The 18,949-nt window shown below is 57.6% G+C and carries 16 protein-coding genes; 11 read left to right on the top strand and 5 right to left on the bottom strand.

What is annotated here, in order from left to right:
• Positions 1–3: 3 nt before the first annotated feature.
• Both tusA and rlmM read right to left on the bottom strand, forming a co-directional pair.
• Positions 4–255, bottom strand: a complete 252-nt coding sequence (gene tusA, locus ACA066_RS09385) for a sulfurtransferase TusA (RefSeq protein WP_497698980.1) — start codon at positions 253–255, stop codon at positions 4–6.
• Between the two features lie 185 nt (positions 256–440).
• Positions 441–1,514, bottom strand: a complete 1,074-nt coding sequence (gene rlmM / locus ACA066_RS09380) for a 23S rRNA (cytidine(2498)-2'-O)-methyltransferase RlmM (RefSeq protein ID WP_497698979.1) — start codon at positions 1,512–1,514, stop codon at positions 441–443.
• 222 nt (positions 1,515–1,736) lie between these two features.
• Between rlmM and acnA the strand changes: the two genes are divergently transcribed.
• From acnA to ACA066_RS09365, 3 genes are all read left to right on the top strand, one after another.
• The gene (gene acnA / locus ACA066_RS09375) at positions 1,737–4,478 is read left to right on the top strand and encodes an aconitate hydratase AcnA (RefSeq protein WP_497698978.1); all 2,742 of its coding nucleotides are present in this window, start codon (positions 1,737–1,739) and stop codon (positions 4,476–4,478) included.
• A 260-nt stretch (positions 4,479–4,738) separates the two neighbouring features.
• Entirely contained in the window at positions 4,739–5,530 is a 792-nt protein-coding gene (locus ACA066_RS09370; protein ID WP_497698977.1) for a CPBP family intramembrane glutamic endopeptidase, read from the top strand.
• A 103-nt stretch (positions 5,531–5,633) separates the two neighbouring features.
• Entirely contained in the window at positions 5,634–7,199 is a 1,566-nt protein-coding gene (locus ACA066_RS09365) for a methyl-accepting chemotaxis protein (protein ID WP_497698976.1), read from the top strand.
• 84 nt (positions 7,200–7,283) lie between these two features.
• Here the strand turns inward: ACA066_RS09365 and ACA066_RS09360 are convergent, their stop codons facing one another.
• Together ACA066_RS09360 and ACA066_RS09355 are read right to left on the bottom strand one after the other, a co-directional pair.
• Entirely contained in the window at positions 7,284–10,058 is a 2,775-nt protein-coding gene (locus ACA066_RS09360; RefSeq protein ID WP_497698975.1) for a phosphatase domain-containing protein, read from the bottom strand.
• Between the two features lie 104 nt (positions 10,059–10,162).
• The gene (locus ACA066_RS09355; protein ID WP_497698974.1) at positions 10,163–10,843 is read right to left on the bottom strand and encodes an alpha/beta family hydrolase; all 681 of its coding nucleotides are present in this window, start codon (positions 10,841–10,843) and stop codon (positions 10,163–10,165) included.
• A gap of 111 nt (positions 10,844–10,954) precedes the next feature.
• On the opposite strand from ACA066_RS09355, the gene ccoN (ACA066_RS09350) reads away from it, so the two are divergent.
• The 8 genes from ccoN (ACA066_RS09350) to ccoP (ACA066_RS09315) all read left to right on the top strand — a co-directional run bounded on the left by ccoN (ACA066_RS09350) (position 10,955) and on the right by ccoP (ACA066_RS09315) (position 17,858).
• A complete protein-coding gene (gene ccoN / locus ACA066_RS09350) occupies positions 10,955–12,379 on the top strand; it encodes a cytochrome-c oxidase, cbb3-type subunit I (RefSeq protein ID WP_497698973.1) in 1,425 nt (474 codons plus the stop codon).
• A gap of 10 nt (positions 12,380–12,389) precedes the next feature.
• Positions 12,390–12,998 carry a cytochrome-c oxidase, cbb3-type subunit II gene (gene ccoO, locus ACA066_RS09345; protein WP_497698972.1) on the top strand — a complete coding sequence of 203 codons (609 nt, stop codon included), beginning with the start codon at positions 12,390–12,392 and terminating at the stop codon, positions 12,996–12,998.
• Positions 12,999–13,003: 5 nt separating this feature from the next.
• Positions 13,004–13,204 carry a cbb3-type cytochrome oxidase subunit 3 gene (locus tag ACA066_RS09340; RefSeq protein ID WP_497698971.1) on the top strand — a complete coding sequence of 67 codons (201 nt, stop codon included), beginning with the start codon at positions 13,004–13,006 and terminating at the stop codon, positions 13,202–13,204.
• Positions 13,201–14,154 carry a cytochrome-c oxidase, cbb3-type subunit III gene (ccoP, locus tag ACA066_RS09335; RefSeq protein WP_497698970.1) on the top strand — a complete coding sequence of 318 codons (954 nt, stop codon included), beginning with the start codon at positions 13,201–13,203 and terminating at the stop codon, positions 14,152–14,154. The genes ACA066_RS09340 and ccoP (ACA066_RS09335) overlap by 4 nt, the downstream gene beginning before the upstream one ends.
• A gap of 482 nt (positions 14,155–14,636) precedes the next feature.
• Entirely contained in the window at positions 14,637–16,079 is a 1,443-nt protein-coding gene (gene ccoN, locus ACA066_RS09330; protein WP_497698969.1) for a cytochrome-c oxidase, cbb3-type subunit I, read from the top strand.
• The gene (gene ccoO / locus ACA066_RS09325; RefSeq protein WP_010456412.1) at positions 16,079–16,687 is read left to right on the top strand and encodes a cytochrome-c oxidase, cbb3-type subunit II; all 609 of its coding nucleotides are present in this window, start codon (positions 16,079–16,081) and stop codon (positions 16,685–16,687) included. Before ccoN (ACA066_RS09330) ends, ccoO (ACA066_RS09325) begins: the two co-directional genes overlap by 1 nt.
• Positions 16,688–16,692: 5 nt before the next feature.
• A complete protein-coding gene (locus ACA066_RS09320; RefSeq protein WP_003175465.1) occupies positions 16,693–16,878 on the top strand; it encodes a CcoQ/FixQ family Cbb3-type cytochrome c oxidase assembly chaperone in 186 nt (61 codons plus the stop codon).
• On the top strand, positions 16,875–17,858 hold the full coding sequence (ccoP, locus tag ACA066_RS09315) for a cytochrome-c oxidase, cbb3-type subunit III (RefSeq protein ID WP_497698968.1): 984 nt from the start codon (positions 16,875–16,877) through the stop codon (positions 17,856–17,858). The genes ACA066_RS09320 and ccoP (ACA066_RS09315) overlap by 4 nt, the downstream gene beginning before the upstream one ends.
• Positions 17,859–17,925: 67 nt before the next feature.
• Here the strand turns inward: ccoP (ACA066_RS09315) and ACA066_RS09310 are convergent, their stop codons facing one another.
• Positions 17,926–18,936: a metallophosphoesterase family protein gene (locus ACA066_RS09310; protein WP_497698967.1), complete on the bottom strand. Its 1,011-nt coding sequence runs from the start codon at positions 18,934–18,936 to the stop codon at positions 17,926–17,928.
• Positions 18,937–18,949: the final 13 nt, after the last annotated feature.

Here is an 18,949-nt window from a genome sequence, read left to right as displayed (position 1 = left end):
GGGTCAATCGGACTTCTTGCGGATCCAGTACAGGTAGGTGCCTGCCGCTTCGTGCTGCGCGACCAGTTCGTGGTCAAGGAACACGCAGAACTTGGGAATGTCACGACGGGTCGACGGATCGGTGGCAATCACCTTGAGCAGGCCGCCAGGCGCCAGGTCACGGATGTGCTGGTGCAGCATCATCACCGGCTCCGGGCAGTTGAGGCCGGTGGCGTCGAGGGTGCCGTCTACCGGCGTATCAAGCATTTCACTCATGATTCACTCCTGAAACTGGCCGGCATTGTCGCGCATTGCCGGGTGCTCGGTCATCTGTGGCAAACACCGTACCGCTTTTGTAGGAGCAAGGCTTGCCCGCGAAGGCCTCACTGCGGTGTATCTGTAGCACCGAGGCGCGGTCTTCGCGGGCAAGCCTTGCTCCTACAAGGGCGGTGCGGCGTGCTTTAGCGGGACTTGGGTTTCTTCACGTCCAGCCGGCGCAGGTGGCACGTGACCTCTTCGCGGTCGTGATACAGCTGTTTACAGCCGATTTCGACCCGGATCCCGCGCTCCTTGAAACCCTCGGCAATACGCTCCAGCAAGCGCTTCACTTCAGCGTATCGCTGTTTCATCGGCAGCTTGAGGTTGACCACCGCTTCGCGGCAATGGCCCTCACCGATCCACTCTTCCAGCATCGCGGCGTTGCGTGCCGGTTTCTCGACGATGTCGCAGACCATCCAGTCCACCGGTTGCCGGGGCTTGTAGGTGAAACCGTCGGCCATCAAATGTTGCACCAGACCGGTGTCCATCAGGCTTTCCGCCATCGGACCGTTGTCGATGGCGGTCACCAGCATGCCGCGATTGACCAGTTGCCAGGTCCAGCCGCCGGGTGCCGCGCCGAGGTCGACGCCGGTCATGTCGCTGTGCAGGCGCTCGTCCCACTGGTCGCGCGGGATGAAGTGGTGCCACGCCTCTTCCAGCTTCAGGGTCGAGCGGCTCGGTGCCTCGCGGGGAAACTTCAGGCGCGGAATGCCCATCGGCCACATTGCCGAGTTGTTCGACTCGGCCAGGCCCATGAACACTTCGCGACCGCTTTTGAACGTCAGCAGCAGGCGCGGCTTGTTCGCGTCTTCCACCAGCTTGCCCGCCGCCATCAGCGCCTTGCGCAGGTGCACTTCGAACTTCTTGCAGAAGTTCGACAGTTCCTTGCCATCGTTGGTATCGACCATTTCCAGCCACAGGCTGCCGCACAGCGGGAAGTCCGCCATGTGCGCGAGTATCACGCTGATGCGGTCGGTTTCCGGCAGGTCGATGAAAATCCCGCGCGCCCACTGACGCGGAAAGATCAGATCGGCAAAACGCTGACCGCGCATCAGGCGCTCGGCACCGTCTTCTTCGGTGCAGATGAATTCGGCGCAGGCGCTGGCGGTCTTGGCCTTGGCATAACCGGCGACGTTCAGCCGCGCAGCGTGTTCGGAAATCTCGGAACAGACTTCGCCTTCGAAGCCCGGCCGGCAATGCATAAAGAGGGTGTTCATTCTTACTCCTGGGCAGTTGGCGAAGAATTCAGCCACTGCGCGATGCCCAGACTTGCGTTGAAGCAAAGCCTGTCACGAAAACCGGCGCATGATAGCCGAGTTCGGAACCTCGAAACTGTCGATAGAGTCCAGTTATTAGCCAGCTACTTAAAACAGGGCTAGGTTTAATGCTCTGTCCGTCCCCTCAGTCCGTAGCCGTGCGGACTCAAAGGAGTGATCGCAATGCCGTCCCTCGATAGCCTGAAAACCCTTAAAACCCTGCAAGTCGACGACAAGACCTACCATTATTTCAGTCTGCCCGACGCCGCCCAAAGCCTCGGTGATCTCGACAAGCTGCCGATGTCGTTGAAAGTGTTGCTGGAAAACCTGCTGCGCTGGGAAGACGAAAAAACCGTCACCGGCGCCGACCTCAGGGCGATTGCCGCCTGGCTCAAGGAGCGCCGCTCCGACCGCGAAATCCAGTACCGTCCTGCCCGGGTATTGATGCAAGACTTTACCGGCGTGCCCGCCGTGGTCGACCTGGCTGCCATGCGCGCCGCCATGGCCAAGGCCGGCGGCGACCCGCAGCGCATCAATCCGCTGTCGCCGGTGGATCTGGTGATCGATCACTCGGTGATGGTCGACAAGTTCGGCAGCGCAAGCGCCTTCGGACAGAACGTCGACATCGAAATGCAGCGCAACGGCGAACGTTATGCCTTTCTGCGCTGGGGCCAGAGCGCCTTCGACAACTTCAGCGTCGTGCCTCCGGGCACCGGGATTTGCCACCAGGTCAACCTCGAATACCTCGGCCGCACTGTCTGGACCAAGGATGAAGACGGTCGCACCTACGCGTTTCCCGACACCCTGGTCGGCACCGATTCCCACACCACCATGATCAACGGCCTCGGCGTGCTCGGCTGGGGCGTCGGCGGGATCGAAGCGGAAGCCGCGATGCTCGGCCAACCGGTGTCGATGCTGATTCCGGAAGTGATCGGTTTCAAACTCACCGGCAAATTGAAGGAAGGCATCACCGCCACTGACCTGGTGCTGACCGTGACCCAGATGCTGCGCAAGAAAGGCGTGGTCGGCAAATTCGTCGAGTTCTACGGCGACGGTCTCGCCGACCTGCCGCTGGCTGACCGAGCGACCATCGCCAACATGGCCCCGGAATATGGCGCTACCTGCGGCTTCTTCCCGGTGGATGACGTGACGCTGGAATACCTGCGCCTGTCCGGCCGGCCGCTTGAAACCGTGAAACTGGTCGAGGCTTACAGCAAGGCGCAGGGGCTGTGGCGCCTGCCGGGCAAGGAGCCGGTGTTCACTGACAGCCTGGCGCTGGACATGGGCAGCGTCGAAGCCAGCCTCGCCGGACCGAAACGCCCACAGGACCGGGTGTCGCTGCCCAATGTCGCGCAAGCGTTCAGTGATTTCCTAGGTCTGCAGTTCAAGCCCACCAGCAAGGAAGAAGGTCGCCTGGAAAGTGAGGGCGGTGGCGGCGTCGCGGTGGGCAACGCCGATTTGGTCGGTGAAACGGACTATGAGTACGACGGCCAGACCTATCGATTGAAAAACGGCGCGGTGGTCATCGCCGCAATCACCTCTTGCACCAACACCTCCAACCCGAGCGTGATGATGGCCGCAGGGCTGGTGGCGAAGAAAGCCGTGGAGAAAGGCCTCAAGCGCAAACCGTGGGTCAAGAGCTCGCTAGCCCCAGGCTCGAAAGTGGTCACTGACTACTACAACGCCGCAGGTCTGACTCAGTATCTGGATCAACTCGGTTTCGACCTTGTCGGTTATGGCTGCACCACCTGCATCGGCAACTCAGGGCCATTGCCGGAGCCGATCGAAAAAGCCATCCAGAAAGCCGATCTGACGGTGGCCTCGGTGCTGTCGGGCAACCGAAACTTCGAAGGCCGGGTGCATCCGCTGGTGAAAACCAACTGGCTGGCGTCCCCACCGCTGGTGGTCGCTTATGCATTGGCCGGGACTGTGCGCATTGATATCAGCAGCGAACCGCTGGGTAACGACAAGGACGGCAACCCGGTCTATCTCCGAGACATCTGGCCAAGCACCCAGGAAATCGCCGACGCGGTGAATCAGGTCAACACCGCAATGTTCCACAAGGAATACGCCGAAGTGTTTGCCGGCGACGAGCAGTGGCAGGCGATTGAAGTGCCGAAAGCGGCGACGTATGTCTGGAAGGATGATTCGACTTACATCCAGCATCCGCCGTTTTTCGACGACATCGGCGGCCCGCCGCCCGTGGTCAAGGACGTCGCGGGCGCCCGGGTCCTCGCGCTGCTTGGCGACTCGGTGACCACTGACCACATCTCCCCGGCCGGCAACATCAAGTCCGACAGCCCGGCGGGCAACTACCTGCGCGAGAAAGGCGTGGAACCCCGGGACTTCAACTCCTACGGTTCCCGTCGCGGCAACCATGAAGTGATGATGCGCGGCACCTTCGCCAACATCCGCATACGCAACGAAATGCTCGGCGGCGAGGAAGGCGGGAATACGATTTACATTCCCACCGGGGAAAGAATGGCGATTTACGATGCGGCCATGCGTTATCAAGCGTCGGGCACACCGCTGGTGGTAATCGCCGGGCAGGAATATGGCACCGGTTCGAGCCGTGACTGGGCCGCCAAGGGCACCAATCTCTTGGGTGTGAAAGCGGTCATCGCCGAAAGCTTCGAGCGGATTCACCGTTCCAATCTGGTGGGCATGGGCGTGTTGCCGCTGCAGTTCAAACTGGATCAGAACCGCAAGAGCCTGAACCTCACGGGCAAGGAAACGCTGGATATTCTTGGTTTGACGGGTGTGGAGTTGACGCCGCGGATGAACCTGACGCTCATCATCACCCGTGAAAACGGCAGTCGCGAGAAAGTCGAGGTGCTGTGCCGGATCGATACGCTCAATGAAGTGGAGTACTTCAAGTCGGGAGGGATTTTGCATTACGTGTTGCGGCAGTTGATTGCGTCCTGACCGCCTGCTGACAAAAGACACCGCCTTCGGGCGGTGTTTTTGTTTGGGCCCTGCTTATAATTGCGCCCCTCAAATATTGCGCAACCTTGTGGCGAGGGAGCTTGCTCCCGCTGGGCTGCGAAGCGGCCCCAAATCCGGTAGCCACATTGTTTCAGGCAGACCGCATCGGCTGATTTTACGACTGCTTCGCCCGGGTGCGGATCGTCCGACGGGAGCAAGCTCCCTCGCCACAAAAGCTCTTCAGCCTTAAAGGACTCTATATGCTCGCCCTGCCATGGATTCATCTGGCCCTGCTCTCCTTTGGCTACGGCTTGGCCCTGACTTATGGCCACCTCGGCTGGCTCGCCGGAATCTCCGTTGCGCTATTGCTGACCGCCGGTTTCGCCGCACGCCAACAACACCTGCGCATCGGCCGCTACCTCGGTCACGCTCTGTTCATTTTCATGGCGCTGGCACTGGCCATGCACTGGCTCCCCGGCTTCTACAACGGCCGCAGTATCAATCCGCAACGCTTCACCGACGACGCTGTGCGGTTTTCCATGTACCTGAATCTGGACAAACCGCTGATTGGTTTCTGGCTGTTGCTGGTCTGCCCGTGGATTGTCGGTCGGCGTTCGCTGCGGCTTTCCCTGTATGCCACGGCGCTGGGGCTGACACTGAGCACCGTGCTGGCACTGGGCGGCGCGCTGTTGCTGGGCGTGATCGGTTGGGCACCGAAGTGGCCGGACCACGCGTGGCTGTGGGTGCTGAACAATCTTCTGCTGGTAACGCTGGTGGAGGAAGCGCTGTTTCGCGGCTACATCCAGGGCGGTCTGAGCCGACACTTCAAACACCTGCCTTATGGCGAAAACCTCGCGCTGCTGCTCGCCTCGCTGTTGTTCGGCCTGGTGCATCTGGGTGCCGGCTGGCAATGGGTGTTGCTGGCGAGCCTGGCGGGTGTCGGCTATGGTCTGGCCTACCGTTTCGGCGGGTTGGGGGCGGCCATCACCACGCACTTCGGCTTGAACCTGCTGCATTTCGGCCTGTTCACGTATCCGATGCTGGCCGGCTGACGCAACGGTGGTTTTGCGACGCACCGCTGATTATTGAAAAATAATTTCAATAAATTCCTGACAGTGCCGACAACCTCTCAAAGCCTTGCGGATTGAAAAAGCCATGCGTAACAACCAGCCCATTACACAACGCGAACGGACCTTCCCGGCTCAGCAACGGTTGATTTCCACCACCGATGCCAAGGGCGTGATCACCTACTGCAACGACGCGTTCGTCGAAATCAGTGGGTATTCCCGCGAGGAACTGAACCGTGCACCGCACAACCTGGTCCGTCACCCCGACGTACCGGCCGCGGTGTTCGCGCACATGTGGGGCACACTGAAACAAGGCTTGCCATGGATGGGCATTGTCAAGAATCGCTGCAAGACCGGTGACCACTACTGGGTCAACGCCTACGTCACACCGGTTTTCGAAGGCAATCAGGTCGTCGGTTACGAGTCGGTGCGGGTCAAGCCCACCGCCGAACAGATCCAGCGTGCCGAAGCGCTCTACCAACGCATCAACCAGGGCAAGTCTGCAATTCCTTCCTCCGATAAATGGCTGCCGGTGCTTCAGGACTGGCTGCCATTCATTCTGGTGAGCCAGCTGAGCTTCATGATCGGCGCCACGCTCAACTCCCAGTGGGGCTTTGCCCTGGCTGCGGGCCTTTCGGTGCCGTTGGGCCTGCTGGGGTTGAGCTGGCAACAGCGCGGTCTCAAGCGCTTGCTGCGCCTGGCCGAGCAAACCACGTCCGACCCGCTGATCGCGCAGATGTACACCGACAGCCGTGGCGCTCAGGCACGTCTGGAGATGTCGATCCTCAGCCAGGAAGCTCGCCTGAAAACCTGCCTGACCCGTCTGCAGGACACCGCCGAGCATTTGAGCGACCAGGCGAAACAGTCCGACACCCTGGCTCACAGCAGCTCCACCGGCCTGGAACGTCAGCGCGTCGAAACCGAACAAGTAGCCACTGCCGTCAACCAGATGGCCGCCACCACGCAGGAAGTGGCCAGCCACGTACAGCGCACCGCTGACGCGACTCAGGAAGCCAACCGCCTGACCGGTCGCGGCCGTGACATCGCCGGGGAAACCCGCGAAGCCATTCAGCGCTTGTCGGTGGTGGTCGGTGAAACCGGGCTGACCGTGACCCAACTGGCCAAGGACAGCGACGAAATCGGCGGCGTGGTCGACGTGATCAAAGGCATCGCCGACCAGACCAACCTGCTGGCGTTGAACGCGGCAATCGAAGCGGCGCGTGCCGGTGAGATGGGCCGTGGTTTCGCGGTGGTGGCGGACGAAGTTCGTCAACTGGCGCAGCGCACCAGCGAATCCACCGGGCAGATTCACGCCCTGATCGCCAAGCTCCAGCAAACCGCGAGCACGGCGGTGCAAACCATGGAGGCCGGGCATCGCCAGGCGGAAGAAGGCGTGGCGCGGGTACTGGAAGCGGACCAGGCGCTGGTCGGGATCAGCGAAGCGGTGGCGCACATCACCGACATGACCACCCAGATCGCAGCCGCGACCGAAGAGCAAAGCTCGGTAGCCGAAGAAATCAGCCGCAACATCAGCAACATCTCGCAACTGGCTGACCAGACTTCAGAGCAGGCGCAACATTCGGCGTTGTTGAGTGAAGAGCTGACCAAGACGGCGAATACCCAGTATTCGTTGGTGGAGCGGTTTAATCGCTGAGAACACCCCTATATACATGACAGAGCTTTGAGCTCTGCCATGTATAAATGGGATTAGTGATTACTACGATTTAATATCACTAATTTACTCACCCCACCTCTTCTTGACATAGTTCGAGAATGACTCCCTCTCTCCGCCATTGCTGATTTGCTCCTTGCAGTACTCATAATAGGTAGCCAAACACCCCATTCTCTGTGCCTTGAATTCTTTATTAGTCTCGTTCGCGACTGGCGCCAACCTCAGATCATGCCCACCTAACAAACACTGACGTTTGACTATATCGAAAAACGGAACGCGATCTGCGTTTTTAAACATATCGTACATGACCATCATAAAGCCTGAACGCCCTCCTCCCCCAGCACAATGAATATGCATCCAGTTCTCTGTAGATTGCGCCTTTATAAGTTCATCAAACTGAGCCATGGTATGCAGATCAGGAGGAAGATGGTCGACCACAGGAAGCCGCATATAAGATATATCTTGCGCACGCAACCACTCCTCTTCCGATTGAGGAGGTGCCTGTAACTCTCCTACCTGCAGAGATGGTGGCAAACCGTTTTTGGCAGACTTTGGTTCGTATAACATAATCTTCCCACCCACTGACATCCCCGCTATAGACTCGCGCTCCTTAATGGTTAGTTCTTCGGTCGTCAAATCGATATTGTTCCAGCCATTCTTTACATACCAAGTAACAGCATGTCCATCCACAAAACAGTGGGATTCTTGGCGTAAATCAATAACAGTCAAATCTTCAGGGTTGCCAACAGCCGCTTGAATTGAGACCAATCCCTGCTGAGAAAACTGGCCACTTGCAGATGCGCGCAACTCAGCCAAACCTTCGATGCTTACAGAGGCGTTTTTTAATGCAGTTAAATCTGTAGGACTGCGAAAGTATTTGGGTAAGCCGGTCTCTTTCTTCGCATGAACAACCATTTTAGGTTCGGCGTCCACATTCTGCGGCATTATAAGTTCAGTCGATCTCGGATCCTGTGGAATCATGATGCTCTCAGGAGCCTGGAGACACAGCGTTCTGATAAATGCTGCGCCTCCATCGTCTACTGGATAGTAAGGATCACCGGCCTGAACGCCATCAATATGCCCCTCCTTGACTTTAATAGTCCCTGCAAAATCTGGAGACTGCCCTTTGGTAACCGAAAGACTATCGATAACAAAAGGGGCACGAGGGACAACATATAATTTATCGGCCATCTTGATAAGTACAGCGAAATCATTGAACGTCCTTTCGTTCCTGAAAGCACTTTCTACGGGCAGGTTATTTTCTTGATACAGTAACTGCCCCTTGGCATCCAGATAAACCTCCGCACGCTGCATCTCATGGGGAGTCAAAAAATACCTTACAGAGTTAGTAATAACTCCTTTTCGTATAAACGCATGATTCGCATCAAGCGTGGGATCCTTGGCATATTCGTTTAGCCAGGCAAGTGCCGGCTTGCCTGATGCTTGCCATTTTTCATATAGTTTTTGAGGCACATGGAATGGCAGAACGCTATTAACGTCTATGACTCCCTTTATTTGACTGAGCACGTCTTTTTCGAATGCCTTCTCGATGCGAGGCATTGCAGACTGAATAATCCCAGCCCTGATGGAGTTATTAATCGCATTTGATTCGATCGTGCTCGAATGCTCATAATTCCTGATGACTGGATGAGCAACATTTTGAACATCAAGATACGCGGAAAATTTATCAATCAAGTCAAGCCCGGTTTTATAGTGCCCCGTTTTACTGGTCAACCCTACAACCTGGCCTTCTACCAACTTAATTTCACCAGCATAACGCACGGGTTTGCCAGCCGAAATAGTTGTATGATGAAGTTCACTCCTTCGATGCTCAAATATGAATATCTGACCTTCTGTAGATTGTACAATGGTTGCCCATCCCGGCCCCGCCTCATTCGTATAATACATTTCAGTACTAGCCGGATTATTGTTCGAATCGTAGAAAACACCGTCTCTGATGCTAACACTAGATGCAGCCAAATCCGAGCCTGTCAAAAACTGTATTTCTCGGGCACCAATAATATTTCGCTCAAGATTCCGACGCTGATCTTCACTCATATGATTGTAAGCCGGATCTGCAGAAGAGCGATTATAGTTCTCCAACCATACAGTAATACTGGTGTGCACCTCTTGGGCAAAAAAACCCTTCAGATGACTCGGCGCAACGCCCGGCGGCCGCAACTCCAACACGCCCGTATTACTCTCCAAGCGTTCAGAAGGACGATATAAAGAGGCTGTATTTTCAGAATCTCCGCCTCGAACATACCGAATTAAACCAACAGCCTCCCTCCACAACTCGTCACTTGCATGTTTTTTCTTTTCTCCACTTTCCAGACTTCCATCCTGTTCAGCCAATGCCCCGGATAGATTTTGTCTGGCTATTGAAATTCCGTCTTCTTTCGCAAACACCCGCAGAGCCTGACCAAACAACTCACTTATGTTGTCTTCAACTCCTGTTATTTCCACGCCTTCTGCCGCATCTAAATTTTCATAAAGCCTTGCCAACTCTTGATTACGCGCCTCAACCTCGGATAAAAAACCTGGATCGTTATTGCGCTGCGCTATAAGATCTTTCCGATCATAAGGAGTAGTTACACCTCCTTTAGCAGATAGTTCACCTGGGATTCCAACCGACTTAACAGCATCAATCAAAAGGAATTTATCGCCATTACATACAGGGCTTGACGCCTGAACTTTTACTTGCCCAAGAACATCCGCAGAGTTAACCGTAGCTCCTAGCTGTCGCTGGACTTCGAAAAACCCGTCACTCCTTGCTCCGCGATCACCGTCAAGACCAGGCTGCGCAGTCGAACAACCACTAGCTAAAACAGTGTCGAGCATATAAACCTCTCTACAAAAAATCCGAGCTTACAAGCTGATTTTTATAGGAGATATCAAATACCGCTCGTCACGCAGTACCCGGTCAAAATCTAAATTTCATTCAACTAGAGCCTTATATAGCTAACCGCTTTTCTTGCTGCAGCATCCAAATGCTGCTCATGCGTAAACCCCGAAGCTTTCAACGGCTTCAAATCATGATCCCCCGCCGTCAGCCAAAACACCTCGATACTCGGCGACAACGCATAACCCTCAATCGCCTCACGATTTCCCAACGCATCCCGCTCGCCCTGGACAATCAGCGTCCGGGTCTTTAGTGCAGCCAAATGCTCGACCCGCGGCTTCTCCGGTTTACCCACGGCATAAAACGGATACCCCAGACACACCAACGCATCCGCCCCCAACTCATCCGCCAGCAAACTCGCCATCCGCCCACCCATGGACTTGCCGCCAATAGCCAAACGCCCAGTGACATGGCGTCGCACCACCGCATATACCTCACGCCAGCATTCCAGCAGTTTCGGCGCCGGGTTCGGTGGGCGCTTACCACCATCGACACGCCGTTGCGCCATGTACGGAAACTCAAAGCGCAACACGTTGACGCCCCGCGCAGCAAGGCGCGCAGCCATGTCGTTCATCCAGTCGCTGTCCATCGGCGCACCGGCACCATGGGCAAGGATCAGCGTCGCCGATGACGGCGCCGCGGCGGCGTTCCACAGCCAGCCATGTTCGGCCACACACCGCGCCCATTGATCCCCGTCAATACTGGCCTTGTGCTCTTTGTCCATGCTTGCCTCGCTTTTAGTCTGCCTATAACTCCAGGCGAAGGGAGCGTCTGCCTTGCGCGGCTTACTCGCGAAGACGGGCCTTCACTTCGGCTGAACCGTGGATGGGGAACCATGAACACTTCTATCAGTACCGCCTACAACTACAAGGTGGTCCGCCAATTCGCCATTATGACGGTGGTGTGGGGCATCGTCGGCATGGGGCTCGGGGTTTTTCTCGCGGCCCAATTGGTCTGGCCTGAACTCAACTTCGATTTGCCGTGGACCAGTTTCGGCCGGTTGCGCCCGCTGCACACCAACGCGGTGATCTTTGCCTTCGGCGGTTGCGCCCTGTTCGCCAGTTCGTTCTATTCGGTGCAACGCACCTGCCAGACACAGCTGTTTGCGCCGAAAATCGCCGCGTTCTGCTTCTGGGGCTGGCAGCTCGTGATTCTCTTGGCGGCCATCAGCCTGCCGCTGGGTTACACCAGCTCCAAGGAATACGCCGAACTGGAATGGCCGATCGATATCCTGATCACCATCGTCTGGGTCGCCTATGCCATCGTGTTCTTCGGCACACTGGCCCAGCGCAAAACCAAGCACATCTACGTCGGCAACTGGTTCTTCGGTGCGTTCATCATCACCGTCGCCATCCTGCACATCGTCAACAACCTTGAATTGCCGGTGAGTTTCACCAAGTCCTACTCGCTGTACGCCGGTGCCACCGATGCGATGGTGCAGTGGTGGTACGGCCACAACGCCGTGGGCTTTTTCCTCACCGCCGGTTTTCTCGGAATGATGTACTACTTCGTGCCGAAACAGGCCGAGCGCCCGGTGTATTCCTATCGTTTGTCGATCGTGCACTTCTGGGCCCTGATCACCCTGTACATCTGGGCCGGTCCGCACCACTTGCACTACACCGCGCTGCCGGACTGGGCGCAGTCGCTGGGCATGGTGATGTCGCTTATCCTGCTGGCGCCAAGCTGGGGCGGGATGATTAACGGGATGATGACGCTCTCGGGGGCCTGGCATAAGTTGCGCAGCGACCCGGTCCTGCGCTTCCTCGTGGTCTCGCTGGCGTTCTACGGCATGTCGACCTTTGAAGGTCCGATGATGGCGATCAAGACTGTGAACGCCCTCTCCCACTACACCGACTGGACCATCGGCCACGTTCACGCCGGCGCGCTCGGCTGGGTGGCGATGATTTCCATCGGCGCGCTGTACCACATGATCCCGAAAATCTTCGGTCGTGCGCAGATGCACAGCATCGGCCTGATCAACGCGCACTTCTGGCTCGCGACCATCGGCACCGTGTTGTACATCGCGTCGATGTGGGTCAACGGCATCGCCCAGGGCCTGATGTGGCGCGCAGTCAACGAAGACGGCACGCTGACCTACTCCTTCGTCGAAACCCTGGTGGCCAGCCACCCAGGCTTCGTCGTGCGCTTGGTGGGCGGTGCGATCTTCCTCAGCGGCATGTTCCTGATGGCTTACAACACCTGGCGCACCGTGCGGGCCTCGCAGCCTGCCAAAGTCGCCGCTGCCGCGCAGATGGCCTGAGGAGTCCGCCATGAAACACGAAACAATCGAGAAAAACGTCGGCCTGCTGATGTTGCTGATGGTCCTGGCCGTGAGCATCGGGGGGCTGACCCAGATCGTCCCCCTGTTCTTCCAGGACGTGACCAATAAACCGGTGGAAGGCATGAAGCCCTACACCGCGCTGCAACTGGAAGGTCGCGACATCTACATTCGCGAAGGCTGCGTCGGCTGCCACTCGCAGATGATCCGGCCGTTTCGCGCCGAGACCGAGCGCTACGGTCACTACTCGGTGGCCGGAGAGAGCGTCTGGGATCACCCGTTCCTCTGGGGCTCGAAACGCACTGGTCCGGACCTGGCCCGGGTCGGCGCGCGCTACTCGGATGACTGGCACCGCGCGCACTTGTACAACCCGCGCAACGTCGTACCGGAATCGAAAATGCCCGCCTATCCATGGCTGGTCACACAAGCGGTCGACAACAGCCACACCGAAACCAAGCTCAAAACCATGCGCACCCTCGGCGTGCCGTACACCGACGACGACATCTCCGGCAGCGTGGCCTCGCTCAAGGGCAAGACCGAGATGGACGCGCTGGTCGCCTACCTGCAAGTGCTCGGCACTGCCATCAAGAGCAAGAGGTGATTCCCATGGTCTTTGAAATGAGCGGTGGAATGATTCGCGGCCTTGGCACGGTCGTGGTGTTCGTGGCCTTCGTCGGCCTGACGTTGTGGGTGTTCAACAGCAAGCGCAGTCCGGAATTCGCCGAAGCGCGTTTGCTGCCGTTCGCCGATGACCCCCTATCCGATGACGCCACCCAAGAACCCGAAACAAGGAGTACCCGGTCATGACCACTTTCTGGAGTACGTGGATCTGCGTACTGACCATCGGCAGCCTGATCGGCCTGACCTGGCTGCTGATCGGCACCCGCAAGGGCGAAACCAAGGGCAGCGTCGACCAGACCATGGGCCACAGCTTCGACGGCATCGAGGAGTACGACAATCCGCTGCCGCAGTGGTGGTTCATGCTGTTTGCCGGCACGCTGGTATTCGCCGTGGGCTATCTGGTCCTGTATCCGGGCCTGGGCAACTGGAAAGGCATCCTGCCGGGTTACGAGAACGGCTGGACCGGCGTGCACGAATGGGAAAAGGAAATGGCCAAATCGGACGCGAAGTTCGGACCTATCTTCGCCAAATTCGCCGCCATGCCGGTGGAAGAAGTGGCCAAGGACCCGCAAGCGCTGAAAATGGGCGGTCGTCTGTTCGCGTCGAACTGCTCGGTGTGCCACGGTTCGGACGCCAAGGGCGCTTTCGGCTTCCCGAACCTGGCCGACAGCAACTGGCGCTGGGGCGGCGACGCGGAAATGATCAAGACAACGATCATGGGCGGTCGCATGGCCGCGATGCCGGCGTGGGGTGAAATCCTTGGTGATGCCGGCGTGAAAAACGTTGCCGCGTATGTGCGTCATGAACTGGCGGGCCTGCCCTTGCCGGCCGACAGCAGTGCCGACCTGAAAGCCGGACAGCAAGCGTTCAGCACCCTGTGCATCGCCTGTCATGGGGCAAACGGCCACGGCACTGAAGCCATGGGCGCGCCGAACCTGACGCAACCGGCCGGGTTCATCTATGGAACAGGCCTCACGCAGCTTGAACAAACGATTCGTCATGGCCGCCAGGGCCAAATGCCGGCGCAGAACGAATTGCTCGGCAACGATAAAGTGCAATTGTTGGCCGCTTATGTGTACAGCCTGTCCCACGGTCTGAATACAGAGCGTTTGCAGGCGGAAGGCAAAAGCGAATAATTCTTGACCACTCTGCTGCCGCATTTTCCCCGGATGCGGCAGTTCCCTGTCCCTTTGCGACCCATTGTCGCACCCTCCGTTAGTGCCCCTTTCGATTCCCCGGATTCGGGACTAAGCTTGCTCCGATGCGGACTGGCATGAGCCGGTTCCAGGTCGACCCAACCCGATGTGTTCGACGAATCTATTCGATGACAGGCCGCAAAGGCTGGTAGATACCGGCTGTCGTGCCAATTGCCATCGGTCACCCGATCGTTGCGTTTGAACACACCCAGTTACAACTGACCTGACCCCCTCTCCATTTTCGTTCGATGCGACATTTGTCCGAGGGCGATTTTGTCCTTACGCGGCGCATGGAAAGGCCGCAGAATCAGCTTTTGAAAGCATTGACCCAGGTCATGGCGCGTTGCAATGACCCCCCGCTTTCTCCATACTTGCGGCCGATTTTTACTCCTAATAAAACACCCAAACCGTGGAACCTTAGAATGAGCACAGCAATCAGTCCGACTGCTTATAACTATAAGGTAGTCCGCCAGTTCGCCATCATGACGGTGGTCTGGGGGATCCTTGGCATGGGGCTTGGTGTCTTCATCGCCTCACAGCTTGTATGGCCGGAATTGAACTTCGGTCTGCCGTGGACGACGTTTGGACGCTTACGCCCGTTGCACACCAACCTGGTGATTTTCGCCTTCGGTGGTTGTGCTCTGTTTGCCACTTCTTATTACGTCGTGCAGCGAACCTGCCAAACGCGACTGATTTCCGACAGCCTCGCCGCCTTCACCTTCTGGGGTTGGCAAGCGGTGATCGTCGGCGCGATCGTTACCTTGCCGCTGGGTTACACCACCACCAAGGAATACGCGGAACTGGAATGGCCCCTGGCTATTCTGCTGGCCATCGTCTGGGTTACTTACGGTCTGGTGTTCTTCGGCACCATCACCAAGCGCAAAACCAAGCACATCTATGTGGGTAACTGGTTCTACGGTGCCTTCATCGTTGTCACCGCGATGCTGCACATCGTCAACCATGCCTCCCTGCCGGTCAGCTTCTTCAAGTCCTACTCGGCCTACGCCGGTGCGACTGACGCGATGATCCAGTGGTGGTACGGCCACAACGCGGTCGGTTTCTTCCTGACCACCGGCTTCCTGGGGATGATGTACTACTTCGTTCCGAAACAGGCCGAGCGTCCGATCTACTCCTATCGTCTGTCGATCGTGCACTTCTGGGCGCTGATCACCCTGTACATCTGGGCCGGTCCGCACCACTTGCACTACACCGCATTGCCGGACTGGGCTCAGTCCCTGGGCATGGCGATGTCGATCATCCTGCTGGCTCCGAGCTGGGGCGGCATGATCAACGGCATGATGACCCTGTCGGGCGCCTGGCATAAGTTGCGCACCGACCCGATCCTGCGCTTCCTGGTGGTATCGCTGGCGTTCTACGGCATGTCGACCTTCGAAGGCCCGATGATGGCCATCAAGACCGTCAACTCGCTCTCGCACTACACCGACTGGACCATCGGCCACGTACACGCCGGTGCCTTGGGCTGGGTAGCGATGATCTCGATCGGCGCGATCTACCACATGATCCCGAAACTGTTCGGTCGCGCGCAGATGCACAGCATCGGGCTGATCAACGCGCACTTCTGGCTCGCGACCATCGGTACCGTTCTGTACATCGCTTCGATGTGGGTCAACGGCATCACCCAGGGTCTGATGTGGCGTGCAATCAACGACGACGGCACCCTCACCTACTCGTTCGTCGAAGCACTGCAAGCCAGCCACCCTGGTTTCATCGTTCGCGCCCTGGGCGGTGCGTTCTTCGCCAGCGGCATGCTGTTCATGGCCTACAACGTATGGCGTACCGTACGTGCCTCGAACCCGGCTGAAGCCAAAGCTGCTGAACAGATCGCTGTAGTTGGAGCTCACTGATGAAGCATGAAGCAGTCGAGAAGAATATTGGCCTGCTGGCCTTCTTCATGGTTATCGCCGTCAGCGTCGGCGGCCTGACCCAGATCGTTCCGCTGTTTTTCCAGGACGTCACCAACAAGCCGGTCGAAGGCATGAAGCCGCGCACCGCCCTTGAACTGGAAGGCCGCGACATCTACATCGCCAACGGTTGTGTCGGCTGCCACTCGCAGATGATCCGCCCGTTCCGTGCTGAAACCGAACGTTACGGCCACTACTCGGTCGCCGGTGAAAGCGTCTGGGACCACCCCTTCCTGTGGGGTTCCAAACGTACCGGTCCGGACCTGGCCCGTGTCGGCGGTCGTTACTCCGATGACTGGCAGCGTGCGCATTTGTACAACCCCCGCAACGTAGTGCCCGAGTCGAAAATGCCGGCCTACCCGTTCCTCGTGGAAAACAAGCTCGACGGCAAAGACACCGCCAAGAAAATGGAAGTCTTGCGCACGCTCGGCGTCCCTTACACCGACGAAGACATCGCCGGCGCCAAGGATGCTGTGAAGGGCAAAACCGAAATGGACGCGCTGGTGGCCTATCTGCAAGGCCTGGGCACCATCATCAAAAGCAAACGGTGATTTAGATGGATATCGGGATGATTCGTGGCCTGGGCACCGTTGTCGTGATGGTGGCCTTCATCGGTCTGGCGCTGTGGGTGTTCAGCCCCAAGCGCAAGTCGGAGTTTGAAGACGCGACCTTGCTGCCTTTCGCGGATGATCCCGAAGCCATCAAGCACGTCGAGCAAGCTTCTAGGAGTAACAAAGAATGACTACGTTCTGGAGTCTGTACGTCACAGTCCTCAGTCTCGGCACCATCTTCGCCCTGACCTGGCTGCTGCTGTCCACCCGCAGGGGTCAGCGCAGCGAAGCCACCGAAGAGACGGTTGGCCACTCTTTCGACGGGATCGAGGAGTACGACAACCCGCTGCCGAAATGGTGGTTCATGCTGTTCGTGGGCACCATCATCTTCGCCCTGGGCTACCTGGTGCTGTACCCGGGCCTGGGCAACTGGAAAGGCCTGCTGCCAGGTTACAACTACCTCGATAACGAGAAGCAGACCGCATTCGCCAACGGCCAGACCGGCTGGACCGGCGTTCACGAGTGGGAAAAGGAAATGGCCAAGTCGGACGCCAGGTTCGGCCCGATCTTCGCCAAATTCGCTTCCATGCCAATCGAGGAAGTCGCCAAGGACCCGCAAGCCCTGAAGATGGGTGGCCGTTTGTTCGCCTCCAACTGCTCGGTCTGCCACGGTTCCGACGCCAAGGGTGCCTACGGCTTCCCGAACCTGACCGACGCCGACTGGCGTTGGGGCGGCGAAGCGGAAACCATCAAGACCACCATCATGGGTGGCCGTCATGCGGTCATGCCGGCGTGGGCTGAAGTGATCGGCGAGCAAGGCGTGGCGGACGTTGCTGCGTTCGTCCTGACCAACCTCGATGGCCGCAAGCTGCCGGAAGGCACCAAGGCTGACCCGGCTGCCGGGCAGAAACTGTTCGCCGCCAACTGCGTGGCGTGCCACGGTCCGGCCGGCAAAGGTACGCCAGCGATGGGCGCACCTGACCTGACCCACCCGGCGGCGTTCATTTACGGTTCGAGCTTCGCTCAACTGCAGCAGACCATCCGTTACGGCCGTCAGGGCCAGATGCCTGCGCAAGAGCAGCTGCAAGGTAACGACAAGGTTCACCTGCTGGCCGCTTACGTCTACAGCCTGTCTCACGGTGAGAAGGCTGCGGCGGAAGACGCCCAGTAAGGCAAACGCCTGAAGCAACAAAAAACGGCCCCGCCATTTGAAATGGCGGGGCCGTTTTCATTTCGGCCTATCGGAGGACAGGAATCACCTCAGCGACTTCACGGCTTGGCCAGTTACTGCGCTGAACGATGCTGACTGTCAGCGACTGCCTGTCGCGGGAAAAACTGGCAATCAGGTAGGTCTGTTGAGAAGCAGACCCGCTTAAAAAGACCGGGACCGTCCCAAAGCGCTGATCCATATTCCAGTCGAAATATCGCCCTGCCTTCCAGTGGTCATGCCCGCCGAAAATGGCCGTCACCTTGTACTGCTCGATCATTCGTTGAAATCTGGACTGCTGATCGTCGCTCCCATCCCACTCGGAGGCTTTATGCAGGTTCAGGATAATGATCTTGCCTCGTTCCCGAGCGCTCTTTAAATCCTGCTCCAGCCAATCAAGTGCGGGCGAAATCTCAAAGTCTGTTGGTGCAAACGGATTACCGGAAGAAAAACGCACTGAGTAGGTCGGCTCGTTATTCAATTGAACCATGTGCACCTCACCGAAACTCTTCGAATAGGCGAGACTTCCGTAATAAGCCTTCCCGAACCCTTGGCCCTTTGCCGCCAGATCCATGGATTCAACCTTGCCCCAATAGCGATCCTTGAAATCATTGATACTGCCGGCCGCACAATTATTTAAAAAGCAGTCATTCACATTATTTGCGTAGTCGTGATTACCCAATCCGTAGTCATAAAGCCCTTCCAGTTTATCGTCGAGCACTGACTTCATGTATGAGCGCTCACCGCCGTGTCCATAAGCCGTTATATCGCCATTGATCATCACTGGTATACGGGATGCGCCGCCGTTCAGTTTCCGAAAGCTTGCAATATCGGAATACTGCAGCCCGATCAACTCTTTCGACCGCGCCTCTTTATTGGGATCGGAAATATCGAGATCCGTCAGATCAGTCCAGGGGTATTGCGGATCAGAGACAAACACCATGTGCTGCGGCGTTTGCGCCATTGAAATACCCGGCACCAGTGGCAGAGACAACATAACCGCAAGACACAGCAACACATTACACTTTCTATTAATCTCCATCGAAATCCATTTC

The organism is Pseudomonas sp. LBUM1651, from assembly GCF_059716135.1.
Note: the sequence above shows the minus strand (reverse complement) of the source record. Positions and strands in the feature narration are given on the sequence as shown.

Excerpts from the sequence above, each read along its gene's own strand:
- tusA (WP_497698980.1), bottom strand. The coding sequence starts at position 255 with ATGAGTGAAATGCTTGATACGCCGGTAGACGGCACCCTCGACGCCACC.
- rlmM (WP_497698979.1), bottom strand. The coding sequence starts at position 1,514 with ATGAACACCCTCTTTATGCATTGCCGGCCGGGCTTCGAAGGCGAAGTC.
- acnA (WP_497698978.1), top strand. The coding sequence starts at position 1,737 with ATGCCGTCCCTCGATAGCCTGAAAACCCTTAAAACCCTGCAAGTCGAC.
- ACA066_RS09370 (WP_497698977.1), top strand. The coding sequence starts at position 4,739 with ATGCTCGCCCTGCCATGGATTCATCTGGCCCTGCTCTCCTTTGGCTAC.
- ACA066_RS09365 (WP_497698976.1), top strand. The coding sequence starts at position 5,634 with ATGCGTAACAACCAGCCCATTACACAACGCGAACGGACCTTCCCGGCT.
- ACA066_RS09360 (WP_497698975.1), bottom strand. The coding sequence starts at position 10,058 with ATGCTCGACACTGTTTTAGCTAGTGGTTGTTCGACTGCGCAGCCTGGT.
- ACA066_RS09355 (WP_497698974.1), bottom strand. The coding sequence starts at position 10,843 with ATGGACAAAGAGCACAAGGCCAGTATTGACGGGGATCAATGGGCGCGG.
- ccoN (WP_497698973.1), top strand. The coding sequence starts at position 10,955 with ATGAACACTTCTATCAGTACCGCCTACAACTACAAGGTGGTCCGCCAA.
- ccoO (WP_497698972.1), top strand. The coding sequence starts at position 12,390 with ATGAAACACGAAACAATCGAGAAAAACGTCGGCCTGCTGATGTTGCTG.
- ACA066_RS09340 (WP_497698971.1), top strand. The coding sequence starts at position 13,004 with ATGGTCTTTGAAATGAGCGGTGGAATGATTCGCGGCCTTGGCACGGTC.
- ccoP (WP_497698970.1), top strand. The coding sequence starts at position 13,201 with ATGACCACTTTCTGGAGTACGTGGATCTGCGTACTGACCATCGGCAGC.
- ccoN (WP_497698969.1), top strand. The coding sequence starts at position 14,637 with ATGAGCACAGCAATCAGTCCGACTGCTTATAACTATAAGGTAGTCCGC.
- ccoO (WP_010456412.1), top strand. The coding sequence starts at position 16,079 with ATGAAGCATGAAGCAGTCGAGAAGAATATTGGCCTGCTGGCCTTCTTC.
- ACA066_RS09320 (WP_003175465.1), top strand. The coding sequence starts at position 16,693 with ATGGATATCGGGATGATTCGTGGCCTGGGCACCGTTGTCGTGATGGTG.
- ccoP (WP_497698968.1), top strand. The coding sequence starts at position 16,875 with ATGACTACGTTCTGGAGTCTGTACGTCACAGTCCTCAGTCTCGGCACC.
- ACA066_RS09310 (WP_497698967.1), bottom strand. The coding sequence starts at position 18,936 with ATGGAGATTAATAGAAAGTGTAATGTGTTGCTGTGTCTTGCGGTTATG.